11 protein-coding genes and 1 pseudogene are annotated in these 13,262 nt (G+C 69.1%); 5 read left to right on the top strand and 7 right to left on the bottom strand.

Going from position 1 to position 13,262, the window contains the following annotated elements; translation table 11 throughout:
- Window positions 1-93: 93 nt before the first annotated feature.
- Entirely contained in the window at window positions 94-3,084 is a 2,991-nt protein-coding gene (locus tag ACFVV1_RS16435) for a bifunctional [glutamine synthetase] adenylyltransferase/[glutamine synthetase]-adenylyl-L-tyrosine phosphorylase (RefSeq protein WP_389989880.1), read from the bottom strand.
- 134 nt (window positions 3,085-3,218) lie between these two features.
- Here ACFVV1_RS16435 and ACFVV1_RS16430 point away from each other — a divergent pair, with 134 nt between their 5' ends.
- On the top strand, window positions 3,219-3,731 hold the full coding sequence (locus ACFVV1_RS16430; RefSeq protein ID WP_389989879.1) for a pyridoxamine 5'-phosphate oxidase family protein: 513 nt from the start codon (window positions 3,219-3,221) through the stop codon (window positions 3,729-3,731).
- A 100-nt stretch (window positions 3,732-3,831) separates the two neighbouring features.
- On the top strand, window positions 3,832-4,134 hold the full coding sequence (locus ACFVV1_RS16425; protein ID WP_389989878.1) for a DUF6191 domain-containing protein: 303 nt from the start codon (window positions 3,832-3,834) through the stop codon (window positions 4,132-4,134).
- Between the two features lie 39 nt (window positions 4,135-4,173).
- On the opposite strand, the gene ACFVV1_RS16420 is transcribed toward ACFVV1_RS16425, so the two are convergent.
- The 5 genes and pseudogenes from ACFVV1_RS16420 to ACFVV1_RS16400 form a co-directional block, all read right to left on the bottom strand.
- Window positions 4,174-4,974 carry a putative protein N(5)-glutamine methyltransferase gene (locus tag ACFVV1_RS16420; RefSeq protein ID WP_389989877.1) on the bottom strand — a complete coding sequence of 267 codons (801 nt, stop codon included), beginning with the start codon at window positions 4,972-4,974 and terminating at the stop codon, window positions 4,174-4,176.
- A 293-nt stretch (window positions 4,975-5,267) separates the two neighbouring features.
- Window positions 5,268-6,173: pseudogene (locus tag ACFVV1_RS16415) on the bottom strand (MFS transporter); the annotation flags it as partial.
- A gap of 206 nt (window positions 6,174-6,379) precedes the next feature.
- Window positions 6,380-6,721, bottom strand: a complete 342-nt coding sequence (locus ACFVV1_RS16410) for a helix-turn-helix domain-containing protein (RefSeq protein ID WP_389989876.1) — start codon at window positions 6,719-6,721, stop codon at window positions 6,380-6,382.
- A gap of 6 nt (window positions 6,722-6,727) precedes the next feature.
- The gene (locus ACFVV1_RS16405) at window positions 6,728-7,090 is read right to left on the bottom strand and encodes a type II toxin-antitoxin system RelE/ParE family toxin (RefSeq protein ID WP_389989875.1); all 363 of its coding nucleotides are present in this window, start codon (window positions 7,088-7,090) and stop codon (window positions 6,728-6,730) included.
- A gap of 244 nt (window positions 7,091-7,334) precedes the next feature.
- A complete protein-coding gene (locus ACFVV1_RS16400) occupies window positions 7,335-8,012 on the bottom strand; it encodes a GAP family protein (protein WP_389989874.1) in 678 nt (225 codons plus the stop codon).
- A 413-nt stretch (window positions 8,013-8,425) separates the two neighbouring features.
- Between ACFVV1_RS16400 and ACFVV1_RS16395 the strand changes: the two genes are divergently transcribed.
- The 3 genes from ACFVV1_RS16395 (at window position 8,426) to ACFVV1_RS16385 (ending at window position 11,666) form a co-directional block, all read left to right on the top strand.
- Complete coding sequence (locus ACFVV1_RS16395; protein WP_389989873.1) at window positions 8,426-9,016, top strand: hypothetical protein; 591 nt, start codon at window positions 8,426-8,428, stop codon at window positions 9,014-9,016.
- Window positions 9,017-9,133: 117 nt separating this feature from the next.
- Window positions 9,134-10,486 carry a Dyp-type peroxidase gene (locus ACFVV1_RS16390; protein ID WP_389989872.1) on the top strand — a complete coding sequence of 451 codons (1,353 nt, stop codon included), beginning with the start codon at window positions 9,134-9,136 and terminating at the stop codon, window positions 10,484-10,486.
- A 49-nt stretch (window positions 10,487-10,535) separates the two neighbouring features.
- Window positions 10,536-11,666, top strand: a complete 1,131-nt coding sequence (locus ACFVV1_RS16385; protein WP_389989871.1) for a catalase family protein — start codon at window positions 10,536-10,538, stop codon at window positions 11,664-11,666.
- A 198-nt stretch (window positions 11,667-11,864) separates the two neighbouring features.
- On the opposite strand, the gene glnA is transcribed toward ACFVV1_RS16385, so the two are convergent.
- Entirely contained in the window at window positions 11,865-13,226 is a 1,362-nt protein-coding gene (gene glnA, locus ACFVV1_RS16380) for a type I glutamate--ammonia ligase (protein WP_072483343.1), read from the bottom strand.
- Between the last annotated feature and the right edge of the window lie 36 nt (window positions 13,227-13,262).

The following is a 13,262-nucleotide window of genomic DNA, read 5'->3' as shown; positions in this document are numbered from 1 at the left end:
GCTCTCGACCGCCGGGCGAGCAGATCAAATCCGTCCGGCGCTTGAGGACGGGGTCCGGGGCGGTGCCCCGGAAGGCCCGCGCAGCGCACCCCCTCACGCCCCGTAGAACCGCTCCTCCACCACCGCCCGCGCCCGCCGCGTAATCCGCCGGTAGTCGTCCAGCATGTCCCCGACATGTCCCGGCTCGTACCCCAGGTACCGCCCCACCGCCGTGAGTTCACGCGGCCCCGACGGGAACGTGTCGCCCGGCCGCCCCCGTACCAGCATCACCGCGTTGCGGACCCGTGTCGCCAGCACCCACGCCTCGTCCAGGGTCTGCGCGTCCTCGCCCGGGATCAGCTCCGCGGCACATGCCGCTGCCAGTGCCTCGCGGGTACGGGTCGTCCGCAGCCCCGGCTCCGCCCAGCCGTGCTGCATCTGCATCAGCTGGACCGTCCACTCGACATCGCTCAGCCCGCCGCGCCCCAACTTGGTGTGGAGCGTCGGATCCGCGCCGCGCGGCATCCGTTCGGACTCCATCCGGGCCTTCAGACGGCGGATCTCACGGACCGCGTCCTCCCCGAGACCCTCCATCGGGTACCGCAGCGGATCGATCAGCTCGATGAATTCACGGCCGAGTTCCCCGTCGCCCGCCATCGGCTCGGCGCGCAGCAGCGCCTGGCTCTCCCAGACCAGCGACCAGCGCCGGTAGTAGGCCTCGTACGACCTCAGCGTACGCACCAGCGGCCCGCTCTTGCCCTCCGGCCGCAGATCAGCGTCGATCATCAACGGCGGGTCGGCGGTGGGCAGTTGCAGCAGTTTCCGCATCTCGGAGACCACCTGGTTCGCGGCCCGCGCCGCCTCGTGGTCGTCGACGCCCTCGCGTGGTGAGTGGACGAACAGCACATCGGCGTCGGAGCCGTATCCGAGCTCGTGTCCGCCGAACCGGCCCATGCCGATGACCGCGAACCGGGTGGGCAGGGTGTCCCCCCACTGTTCGCGTACGACGGCGCGCAGGGCGCCCGCGATCGTGACGGCGTTCAGATCGGTGACCGCGTTGCCGACCCGGTCGACGAGGGCTCCGGGGTACTGCTCGGCGGGGCGCTCCTCCGTACCGTAGGAGCCGATGAGGTCCGCGGCCGTGGTCCGGAACAGCTCGCGCCGCCGCACCCCGCGCACCGCGGCGACGGCGGATTCGGCGCCCTTCGCCCGCCCCACCGCGGCCAGCACCTCCTGCTCCAGGTGCTCCCGGCCGCGCGGCTTCAGGCCCTGCGGGTCGCCGAGTATCGCCACCGCCTCTGGCGCCCGGAGCAGCAGGTCGGGGGCGAGCCGGCCGGCCGAGAGCACCCGGGCGAGGTTCTCCGCGGCTGCGCCCTCGTCCCGCAGCAGCCGCAGGTACCAGGGGGTCTTGCCGAGTGCGTCGGACACCTTGCGGAAGCCGAGCAGCCCGGCGTCGGGGTCGGCGGAGTCCGCGAACCAGCCGAGCAGCACCGGCAGCAGGGTGCGCTGGATGGCGGCCTTGCGGGTCACCCCGGACGACAGCGCCTCCAGATGCCGCAGCGCGGCGGCCGGGTCGGCGTATCCGAGGGCTTCGAGCCGGTGCTCGGCCGCCTTCGCGCTGAGCCGGGACTCGCCGGGAGCGAGCTGGGCGACGGCGTCCAGCAGCGGCCGGTAGAACAGCTTCTCGTGCAGCCGCCGCGCCACGGAGGCGTGCCGCTTCCACGCCTGGTTGATTTCGGTGATCGGGTCCGTGCGCATCCCGAGGGATCGTCCGATCCGCCGCAGATCCGCTTCGCCCTCGGGGACCAGATGGGTGCGGCGCAGCCGGTAGAGCTGGATGCGGTGTTCCATGGCGCGCAGGAAGCGGTAGGCGTCGTCCAGCTGGGCGGCGTCCACCCGTCCCACGTAGCCGCCCGCGGCGAGCGCCCGCAGGGCGTCCAGCGTGGAGCCGCTGTGCAGGGTCGTGTCGTTGCGGCCGTGCACCAGCTGGAGCAGCTGTACGGCGAATTCGACGTCCCGCAGCCCGCCGGGGCCGAGCTTGATCTCACGGTCGACGCGGTCGGCGGGGATGTTGTCGACGACGCGGCGGCGCATCTTCTGCACGTCGGCAACGAAGTTCTCGCGGTCCGCGGCCTGCCACACGAGCGGCGAGACGGCCTCGACGTACTCCGCACCCAGCTCGGGATCGCCGGCCACCGGCCGGGCCTTGAGGAGCGCCTGGAACTCCCAGGTCTTGGCCCAGCGCTGGTAGTACGCGAGATGCGAGGACAACGTCCGTACGAGGGGTCCATTGCGGCCCTCGGGACGGAGGTTGGCGTCGACGGGCCAGATGGTGCCCTCGACAGTCGTGTCGGAGCAGATCCGCATCATGTGCGCGGCCAGCCGGGTGGCGGCCTGCACGCCCGCGCTCTCCTCGACGCCGTCGGCCGGTTCGGCGACGAAGATGACGTCGACGTCGGAGACGTAGTTCAGCTCGTGGCCGCCGCACTTGCCCATCGCGATGACGGCGAGCCGGCACTGCGCGGCGTCGGCGGGTGCGGCCGTACGGGCGATGGCGAGCGCCGCGCGCAGGGTCGCCGTGGCCAGATCGGCCAGTTCGGCGGCGGTCTCGGCGACGTCCGTCGTACCGCACACGTCGCGGGCCGCTATGGCCAGCAGGCACCGGCGGTAGGCGGCGCGCAGCGAGTCGGGGTCGTCGGCCCCGGCGAGCCCCTGCTCGAATTCGGGCACCCCGGGGTGCAGATCCGTGGCCTCGTAGGTGACGAGCGCCTGCCAGTCGCGGGGGTGGCGGGCCAGATGGTCACCGAGTGCCTCGGACGCCCCGAGCACCCCGAGCAGCCGGTCCCGCAGCGGTTTGGCGGTGACGAGGGTGTCCAGCAGGATCTGCCGCTCGTCCGGCTCCTCGGCCTCCACGAGGCGGACGACCCCGCGCAGTGCCAGATCGGGGTCGGCGGTGGCCCCGAGGGCGTCGAGAAGCACCGGATCGGAGCGTACGGACGACAGCTCGGGCAGGTCGAGGAGCCGCTCCGCGGCGGACGGGTCGGTGAAACCGTGCCGCAGCAGTCGGGTGAACGTGCTGCTCCTGCGCCCCGGCACCGTCGTCATTCCGTGCTCTCCTGCTCGCCGCCCACACACCATCCAGCGTTCCGAGCCTAGCCCCGCACCGATGAATTCGGCGCGGGTGCACAGTCCACACTGCGCAAGCAGGATCGATTCGAGGACCCGACCGGGAGGCCCGCATGTCCGGATTCGAACCCGTCGCCGAGCTGGATGCCCGTTACAGCGCCGAGGGCGCGACAGCGAGCCCGTGGCCCGTGGCGGAGTCACTGCTGACCAGGGCGGAGATCTACTGGCTGAGCACGGTCCGGCCGGACGGCCGCCCGCATGTCACCCCGCTGATCGGGGTGTGGTCGCAGGGCGCGCTGCACTTCAGCACGGGGGCGTCGGAACGCAAGGGCCTGAATCTGGCCGCCAACCCGGAAGTGGTGCTGACGACCGGCGACAACACTCTTTCGGAGGGGCTCGACGTGGTGGTCGAGGGCCGGGCGGAGCGGGTGACGGACGAGGACCGGCTGCACCGGCTGGCCGCGGCCTGGGAGTCGAAGTACGGCCCGCAGTGGCACTTCGACGTCCAGGACGGCACGTTCCGGCACGCGGGCCATGTGGCGCTGGTGTTCGAGGTGCCGCCGCGTACGGTCTTCGGCTTCGGCAAGGGCGCCCCGTTCAGCCAGACGCGGTGGCGGTTCGGCTGAGCGGGGGCTGCGCGTCCCGGGCTCACCGTACGACGGCGGGAACGTCGGCCCGGCGCCCGGCGTTGGGACGGGCATGGTGATGATGTCGAGCCTCTTAGTGATGGCCGTGCTGGTGATGGTGCCGTTCCTGCTGGCCTCGGCCCGCTACGTCGTCGTCCGTACCGGCCGGCCCGACTGGTTGCGACGTGTCCTCGCGGCCCGCACGCCCCGTCATGGGCTGGGCGTGGGGGCCTCGGTCGCCGATGAGCTGCACGCGTTCCTCAACTCGGCGAAGCGCGTGGAGATCGAGCACCGGGTGGAGGAACAGGTCCTGAAGGACGACGCGCTGGACGGCGCGCCGCCCCGCATGGGGGTGGACCTGGACGCCGGGACGGCGGTGGTCCGGCGGAAGCCGGAATCCTGAGCCCGGACCGGACCGGGCCGCCCCTGCGCCCGTCCGCGCTCAGTTCCCGGACGGCTCCGGCCGGGTCGCGATGACGACGGTCGCGTACAGCTCGTCGGAGGTGACGACGCGCGGGATCAGGCCGCTGCGGGAGATGGTCTCCTCGGCCCGGGCCGCCTGCCGTTCGCTCGTCTCGACCAGCAGATGCCCGCCCGGTGCCAGCCACCGCGAGGCCTCGGCGGTGACCCGCCGCAGGACGTCGAGGCCGTCCCTTCCCCCGTCGAGTGCGACGCGCGGTTCGTGGATACGGGCTTCCGGGGGCAGCAGTTCGACGTCCTCCGTCGGTACGTACGGCACATTGGCGAGCAGTATCTCCACCCGGCCGCGCAACGATCCGGGGAGCGGCTCGAAGAGGTCGCCCTCGTACACCCGGCCGGTGTCGGCGATGTTGCGGCGGGCGCACCGTACGGCTGCGGGTTCGACGTCGGTGGCGTGCAGTTCGATGCGGTCCAGCGTCGCGGCGAGCGCGGTGCCGAGTGCGCCCGAGCCGCAGCAGAGGTCGACGACGACCGCCCCCGATCCGGCGAGGGCGGCGGCCTGCCGGACCAGGAACTCGGTGCGGCGACGGGGTACGAAGACGCCGGGGTCCACGGCGATCCGCAGACCGCTGAACTCGGCCCAGCCGAGGACGTGTTCCAGGGGCAGACCGGCGGCCCGCCGTTCGACCATGGCGGCGAGTTCGGCGGGGTCGGTGGCCGTGGAGACGATCAGCTCCGCTTCGTCCTCGGCGAATACGCAGCCGGCGGCGCGGAGTGTGGTGACGATGGTGGCAACGGTGAGTGGTGAAGCGGGAACCGACATGAAGCGGAGCCTTTCGGGAAAGCCGATGGGCGCTCCGCGGTCGATTATGTCGGGTCGACCACGCGATCGTGTGGGGTGAGCACCCAGCCTGATACAGCGGTAATGGGTCTCACCTCCTTGGTCGGTCCCCGGGGTGGGGATGCGTCACATTACCGCAGTCGCGGCGTCGGGCGATGTCCTGCGGCCGGGACGGCTCGCGGCGTACGCGGCGGCCCGGGCCCGAGTGATCGTCAGCTCACCGCGCCCCCGGACCCGCCCCGCAGCCGCCGCACACGTACGAACGGCAGGACCTGCTAAAGGTCCACGCTGTCACGCAGTTTCGTCGGCGTCAGGAACAGGGCGGCGATCACGCCGACCACCGCGATGGCGGCCGAGATCAGAAAGATGGTGCCGGTCGCGTCGCCGTACGCGGCGCGCACCACGTCCTGGATCTGCGGCGGCATCGCGTCGATGTTCAGGGTGGCGCCGCCCGAGGACGAGGCCGCCGGGTCGATGCCGAGCTTCGCCAGGCCGTGGGTGATCTTCGTGGCGACCTGGTTGGCGAGCACCGCCCCCAGCACGGAGACCCCGATCGTGCCGCCGAGCGAGCGGAAGAAGGTGATCGCGCCGCTGGCCGCGCCGAGTTCGCCGAGCGGGACCGTGTTCTGGAGGACGAGGACCAGGTTCTGCATCGACATGCCGACACCGGCACCGACCGCGAGCATGCCGATGGAGACGAGGACCAGTGAGGTCTCGTGGTCGATGGTCGACAGGCCCAGGAAGCCCAGGGTGAGGACGATGACGCCGGTGATGATGTACGGCTTCACCTTGCCGGTCCTGGAGACCAGGCGTCCGGCGACGGTGGAGGAGACCAGCACGCCGAACATCAGCGGGATGGTGAGGAGTCCGGCCTCGGTCGGTGAGTAGCCGCGGCCGATCTGGAAGTACTGGCCGAGGAAGACCGCGCCGCCGAACATCGCCATGCCGACCGCGAGGCTCGCGACGATGGCGAGCGCGGGGTCGCGGCGGCGTACGACATGGAGCGGGACGACCGGCTCCTTGACCCGGCTCTCGACCACGACGGCGGCGATCAGGATCAGGGCACTGGCACCGACCATGACGAGGGTCTGCCAGGACAGCCAGTCGAAGTCGTTGCCGACGAAGGTGACCCAGAGCAGCAGCAGGCTGACACCCGCGGCGATCAGCGAGGCGCCCAGGTGGACTCAGCCGAGCCCCATGGTTCACCACGCCCGCGACGACGGCTGACTCAGGTTTCGGTGGACGACTGTCTGAGGGACTGGAGGGTCCGGCCGCCGACTTACCCAGCCCCTCGGTGACAGCCACACCTTTCAAGCTGGTCACAGCCTGACGAGCAGCGGCGCATGAAAGCGGTCCGCGCACCAGGCTGCCGGGACCGCCCGCCGCTTCAGCCCAGAACCAGTGATTCGTCACCGAAGTCAGCTACCAGCTTGAGTTGCCCGCCCAGGGCTGCAACGTATGCGGCGAGAGTCTCGACCTCAGATCGACTGATGGCGCCCTTCTCTATGGCCGAGATTCGCCCTTGAGTGACGCCGAGAGCCTTGGCCACTGCCGTCTGCGTCATCTTCTGGCGCTTGCGCACATCAGCGAGACGATGCGCGCGCACCTCCGACAGCAACGCGGTGGTGCGCTGCTCGACTTCCTTGGTCTCTTCAGGGGAGAAGCCGAACTCGTCCTTGAGGTCATCCCAGTCGACGGCGCTGGCCGTCTTCGGCTTGGTGGCGCTCATGTCTCCTCATTCCTGGTCTTCCTCGTACGCCTTGTAGGCGTCTTCCGCTTCCTTGATCGCTGTTCGATACCACCCGGACCAGTTGCCCGCCTTGTCGCCGCCTACGAGGATCACTGCATTGCGCCCAGGATCGAACACGAACAGGACCCGCACCTCGCTGGCTCCGGACGACCCCGTCCGCAGCTCCTTCAGATTCGAGATGCTCGATCCAGTGATGCGGTCGACCAGGGGGCGGCCGAGAGCCGGGCCTTCCCGTTGCAGAACGTTGATAGCAGCAGCGATCTGGAGGAGCGTGTCCCTGTCATTGTGGCGCAAGCCGTGTAACCAGCTTTTCGCCGGTTCCACAACAATCACCAGGACATCACCCACACATGATATCACTCAGGGGTAATATGGGTGAGGGGGTCTCCGTTTGCGCAGGAACTTGTACGCGCTCCGAGCCACCTCGAATGATGAGCCCCAGGTTCCCGCTGAGCTGCAACTGCAGGGGCATCGGTGGTCGTTGTTGGTCGCCATGAGCCGACCTTCGACGGCCCACAGACGGCCCATCAGTACGCCGACCATCTCTGTTGCACGTCTGTGATCGAACCACACGGCGACGCGAGCAAGCCCGTCAGGAGGTGAGGATGCCGATGCCGTCTCCCAGCAGCTTCAGTCCGAGGACGAAGAACAGGGCCGCCATCACGGCGACGTTGTGCTGGGCTGCCCAGTCCTTCCAGTTGCCGAGCGTGGTCTTGGCTCGCTCGCCCCCGAGGAGGAAGACTCCCAGTGGGGCCAGCAGGCCGAGGGTGGCGATCAGGACGAAGATTGCCAGCGATGCGATCTGCTGCCCGACCGGCAGTCCGGCTGAGCCGATCGCGGCGCCCGCGGCGATGGTCAGCGGGGCGTTCTTGGCGTTGAGCGCGGCCAGGGCCAGCCCGAGTGCGAAGACCTTGACCGGCGTGAGGCGGTCGATCGCGCTCATCCACTTCGGCAGCTGAGCTTGCGAGGAATCCTTTGGGCGCCGGTGCCATTGCCGGGCGCCGAAGAGGACGAGGAGCAGGCCCAGGGCGAGCTTGAGGGCTCCCACCCAGGTGGCCGGGTGGTTGTGGGCGGAGGCACCTGCCGGGGAAGCGATCGCCAGCATCACCGCGCCCAGTGCCGAGAGCCCCAGGATCCAGCCGATGGTGAAGAGGACGCCGTTGAGACGTCCCCGAGGCGTGGCGAGTATGAGGATGACGGCGATGATAGGGAGCGGGCTGACTGCGACGGCGGCTGCGAAACCCAGTACGTCACCGAGAACTGCGCCCATGGTTGCCTCCGTGTGGGGTCGGGGTGGCGATCCGGTTGAGCAGGGTTTGGCGCGAGAAGGTGCCCCGACCGCCTCGGCGGCGCAACGGGTTGGTGTGCGATCGGCTGCGCCACTGTATTCACGGCCGCGCGGAAGTGGCTGCCCGAGAATGGTGATGACGACGTACTCGGCACGTCCCACCGGTTCCATTTTCCTGCGCCTGGCCGGATCTGTCCTCGGGAACTTCTCGGGACGGGAGGGATCAGGCTGGTCCCCGCAGTGCCGGAGATTCCGCGGAATCCGCCCCAGGTGACCACCATGCCCAGGGCCCGGGATGCGAGGCAGTGCATCCGCAGTGAGGATTGATCTGTAAGGGCGATGGCGCCTCATGTTCGGGCGACCCTCGCACCGATCCGTGGCAGGAGAGTCCCACGATGACTGCGACGACAGGTGCAACCCAAACGGCTCACCCCGAGCGCCCGGGCAGGTCGGACGGGGTCTGCAGCGAGTTCACCGTCTTCACGGAGATCAAGCCGGGCCATGCGGATGCGCTGCGTGAGGATCTCGCCGCGCTTGCCGACGCGACGGCTGACGAACGCGTCCATGCGGCGTTGCGCCAGATCGGCACCCTGCATGACGCACGGCATGTGATTTTCGACAATGACACCCGGCACATGTTCGCCAGCGTCTTCGACGGTTCCTGGGACACCTACATCGACGACTTTGCCCAGACGGAAGTCGGGGACCGCTTCGACAAGGTCTTCTCGCACACCGAAGGGTTCCCCGGCGTCGCCGATCCGGGGGTGAAGGACTGGTTCGTCGCCCACCAGGCGCCCGCGGGAGTCTTCGTCAGCTCCTATCCCGATCTGACCGTTCAGCAGGTCTGGAAGGACCAGCGCGTGAGCGAGGCGTTCCAGGCGGTGCTGGACACCCCCGAGTTCCGCGCGGCGCTGGACAACCCGGCGAACGCCGAGTTGCTGGCCACGCCTGCCTTCCAGAAGCTGATGGAGGAAGCCGCAGGTTAGAAGCGGGACACAGCCAACCTTCGGCGCCGACCCGACATCGTCGGACCGCGCCGACAGGCGCGTACCAGCCGCTGCCGGGCTGTCCGGGCAGGGACCGATGCGGAGGCACGAGCGACCATGAACACAGCGGACAGCAGCAGCGCGGCCGGCGTGAGCGTCGAAATCGACGACGTCCAGAGCGGGGCACTGCGTCCACGGCCCGTGCCCTACGAGGGAAAGTTCGTCTTCCTGCGCGTCGATGACCGCCACGCCGGACGCGCCCTGCTGCAGCGGCTGCTCCCGGTGACCTCGGGTGGTCTGCCGAGCGCGGACCGGAGCCAGGATGCCTGGGTCGCTGTGGCGTTCACCTTTCAGGGGCTGAAAGCGCTGAGGGTGCCCCAGGAGTCGCTGGACAGCTTTCCACAGGCGTTTCGTGAGGGCATGGCCGCTCGGGCGGAGCTGATCGGCGACGTGGGCGAGAGTGCACCGGCCCACTGGGAGGCACCGTTCGGAACCGGCGATGTCCACATCGCGTTGAGCGCCCTCTCCTCCGATACGGCACAGCTGGACAAGGAGCTGGAGCGGGCCCGTGTCGCCTACGAGGACACACCCGGCGTCCAGGTGATCTGGCAGCAGGACGTCCACCAACTCCCGACCGGGCGCACCACCTTCGGCTTCCGTGACGGCATCAGTCATCCGAACATCGAGGGTGTCGGACTGCCCGGCTCCAACCCGCAGGAAGCCCCCATCAAGGCGGGCGAGTTCATCCTCGGCTACCCCGACGAAACCGGCAGCCTGCCGCCCATGCCCAGCCCTGATGTGCTGGGGCGCAACGGGACCTACGTAGCCGTTCGCAAGATCCACACCAACGTGGCGGCCTGGCGCCGGTACCTGCGCGCCAACAGCTCCAGCGCCGAGGAGGAGGCACTCCTGGCGGCCAAGATGGTCGGGCGCTGGCCGAGCGGCGCGCCGCTGACGCTGGCGCCGGAGCACGACGATCCGGAGCTGGCGGCCGATCCGCACCGCGTCAACAACTTCCTGTACCGGGAGAACGACGACCGAGGGTTCCGGTGCCCCGCCGGTGCGCACATCCGGCGCACCAACCCCCGCGATGCCACCATCATCGGCGACGCACGGATGCACCGCCTCATCCGCCGCGGCACCACCTACGGCCCGCCGCTGCCCGAGAGCGTGCTGGAGGACGACGGCGCCGACCGCGGCCTGGTCGGAGCATTCATCGGGGCCCACCTTGAACGGCAGTTCGAGTTCATCAAGGCCGAATGGGTCAACGACGGCAACTTCATCGGCCACCCCGGCGAGAAGGACCCGGTGGCCGGGCATCACGGTGGAACCGGCAGCGTCACCATCCCGGAGAAGCCGGTCCGACGTCGCCTGCGGAACCTGCCCAGCTTCGTGGTCACCCGCGGCGGCGAGTACTGCTTCCTGCCGGGTCTGAGTGCCCTGCGCTGGCTCGCCGAGCTGGAGGACTGACGGCGATTCCACCTGAGGTCCGATCACGCTCTCCGAGGAGGTCGAAGTCATGGCAGCACAGTTCGTCCGCTACACGCCTGACGTCGAAGACGACGATCCGAACTTCGACCGCAACGTGCAGACGGTGATCGAAAAGACCGAGAGCTACATCGCCGAGTCGGTCAAGGCCGGTGGTACCGGACGGGCCCTTCGTGACGCCCACGCCAAGGGCTACGGGCTGGTCCGAGGGGAAGTGGAGATCCTGGACGGGCTGCCCCCCGAGTACGCCCAGGGCATCTACGCGACTCCGGGAACCCACGATGCGCTCATCCGCTTCTCCAACGGCTCGCCTCATGCCGGAGCCGACGCGCGGCTGGGCGCCGCCACCGGACTGGCGCTGAAGATGTTCGACATCCCCGGCCCGACCCTGCTGGAAGACGAACCGGACACAAGCACATTCGACTACGCCAACATCAACGGGCCGATCTTCTTCTGCAATACAGTCGAGCACTACCTGTTCATCCAGGAATTGTTCCTGAACGCGCCGGCCTACTTCTCCCAGGGCCGACCCGGCGCACATCGTTTCTTCGCCGATTTCGTGACCGGGAAGGGAACGCTGGACCAGGACGACTGGGCGTGGGACGAGTTCCTGGCCTTCCTGCGCCTGTCAAAGACCCCTCCGGCAAACCTGCTGCTGTCGAGCTACTGGACGATGGGCGCGGTCCGGCACGGGGACTACATCGCCAAGGTGCGCATCACCCCCGACCCGTCCTTCGCCGCCGCGGTGGTCCGGCGCACCATCGACCCGGCCTCGGCAGCCGAGGTCTTCCGACCGGCCCTGCAAGCCGAGTTGCAGGAGCGGCCCTACGCCTTCGACGTCCAGGTCCAACTCTGCACCGACCTGGAGCGTATGCCGGTGGAGGACACCACCGTGGAGTGGCCCGAGCAGCTCTCACCGTCCGTCACCGTGGCCAAGCTGCGGCTGCCGCAGCAGGACATCTCCGAGCCGGAGAATCTGGAGAAGATGGACGCGCTGTCCTTCACGCCCTGGCGGGTCACCGCCGAGCACGCGCCCCTGGGCAACATCATGCGGGCCCGCAAGGAGGTCTACCGGCGATCCTCCATCGAGCGCCACAAGCTCAACCAGCAGCCGCGCACAGAACCGCGCAGCGCCGACGAAGTACTTGGCCCGGCCCAATGAGGCCGACTGATGTAACGGCGAGCGACCCCGATCACCTCCCTGCTGTACAGCAGGGAAGTACAGCAACCTCCGAGGCCACCGCTTTCGACGCCCGACGGCCCACAGACGGCCCAGGGCGGATGAACGGACTCCGGGCCAGAGGCGCACCGCCTCCGGCCCGGATCGTCACTGCGTCGCCGCAGTGCGGCTGACCTGCGGTTACAGCACCGGCAGCAGGGCCTTCAGCTCGAAGGCCGTGACCTCGCTGCGGTACTCCTCCCACTCCTGCTTCTTGTTGCGCAGGAAGAAGTCGAAGACGTGCTCGCCGAGCGTCTCGGCGACCAGTTCGCTCTTCTCCATCAGCGCGATCGCCTCGCCCAGGTTCTGCGGCAGCGGCTCGATGCCCATCGCGCGGCGTTCCGCGTCGGACAGGGCCCAGACGTCGTCGTCGGCGCCGGCCGGGAGTTCGTAGCCCTCCTCTATGCCCTTGAGGCCCGCGGCGAGCAGCACCGCGTACGTCAGGTAGGGGTTGGCGCCGGAGTCGATGGAGCGGACCTCCACGCGGGCGGAGCCGGTCTTGCCGGGCTTGTACATGGGTACGCGGATGAGCGCGGAGCGGTTGTTGTGGCCCCAGCAGATGTACGAGGGGGCCTCGCCGCCGGCGCCCGCGGCGCGGGAGGAGCCGCCCCAGATGCGCTTGTAGGAGTTGACCCACTGGTTGGTCACAGCGGAGATCTCCGCGGCGTGGGTGAGCAGGCCGGCGATGAAGGAGCGGCCGACCTTGGACAGCTGGTACTCGGCGCCCGATTCGTAGAAGGCGTTGCGGTCGCCCTCGAAGAGGGAGAGGTGGGTGTGCATGCCGGAGCCGGGGTACTCGGAGAACGGCTTCGGCATGAACGTCGCCTGCACGCCCTGCTCCAGCGCGACCTGCTTCATCACCAGGCGGAAGGTCATGATGTTGTCGGCGGTGGAGAGCGCGTCCGCGTACCGCAGGTCGATCTCCTGCTGGCCGGGGGCGCCCTCGTGGTGGCTGAACTCGACCGAGATGCCCATGGATTCGAGCATGGTGATCGCCTGGCGGCGGAAGTCCATGCCGACGTTCTGCGGGGTGTGGTCGAAGTAGCCGGAGCTGTCGGCGGGGGTGGGGCGACTGCCGTCGACCGGCTTGTCCTTCAGCAGGAAGAACTCGATCTCCGGGTGGGTGTAGAAGGTGAAGCCCAGGTCGGAGGTCTTGGCGAGGATGCGCTTGAGGACATAGCGCGGGTCGGCGAAGGAGGGCGAGCCGTCGGGCATCAGGATGTCGCAGAACATCCGGGCCGTGCCGGGGGCCTCCGCGCGCCACGGCAGGATCTGGAACGTGCCCGGGTCCGGCTTGGCGATCATGTCGGACTCGTACACCCGGGCGAAGCCCTCGATGGCGGAGCCGTCGAAGCCGATGCCCTCGTCAAACGCCTGTTCCAGCTCGGCGGGGGCCACGGCAACAGACTTGAGGTAGCCGAGGACATCGGTGAACCACAGCCGTACGAAGCGGATGTCGCGCTCCTCAAGCGTTCTGAGGACGAATTCCTGCTGCTTGTCCATAGCCACATCCTTGCAGTTCAGACGGTCCGTGCACCA

This window comes from Streptomyces sp. NPDC058092, assembly GCF_042884935.1.
Lineage (GTDB): Bacteria > Actinomycetota > Actinomycetes > Streptomycetales > Streptomycetaceae > Streptomyces.
This window is presented reverse-complemented; position numbering and strand designations above follow the sequence as displayed.

Bases quoted from the DNA above. Each gene is read 5' to 3' on its own strand.
- ACFVV1_RS16400 (WP_389989874.1), bottom strand. From the start codon at position 8,012: ATGGGCGCAGTTCTCGGTGACGTACTGGGTTTCGCAGCCGCCGTCGCA.
- ACFVV1_RS16430 (WP_389989879.1), top strand. From the start codon at position 3,219: ATGTCCGGATTCGAACCCGTCGCCGAGCTGGATGCCCGTTACAGCGCC.
- ACFVV1_RS16420 (WP_389989877.1), bottom strand. From the start codon at position 4,974: ATGTCGGTTCCCGCTTCACCACTCACCGTTGCCACCATCGTCACCACA.
- ACFVV1_RS16435 (WP_389989880.1), bottom strand. From the start codon at position 3,084: ATGACGACGGTGCCGGGGCGCAGGAGCAGCACGTTCACCCGACTGCTG.
- ACFVV1_RS16425 (WP_389989878.1), top strand. From the start codon at position 3,832: ATGGCCGTGCTGGTGATGGTGCCGTTCCTGCTGGCCTCGGCCCGCTAC.
- ACFVV1_RS16395 (WP_389989873.1), top strand. From the start codon at position 8,426: ATGACTGCGACGACAGGTGCAACCCAAACGGCTCACCCCGAGCGCCCG.
- ACFVV1_RS16385 (WP_389989871.1), top strand. From the start codon at position 10,536: ATGGCAGCACAGTTCGTCCGCTACACGCCTGACGTCGAAGACGACGAT.
- ACFVV1_RS16410 (WP_389989876.1), bottom strand. From the start codon at position 6,721: ATGAGCGCCACCAAGCCGAAGACGGCCAGCGCCGTCGACTGGGATGAC.
- ACFVV1_RS16390 (WP_389989872.1), top strand. From the start codon at position 9,134: ATGAACACAGCGGACAGCAGCAGCGCGGCCGGCGTGAGCGTCGAAATC.
- glnA (WP_072483343.1), bottom strand. From the start codon at position 13,226: ATGGACAAGCAGCAGGAATTCGTCCTCAGAACGCTTGAGGAGCGCGAC.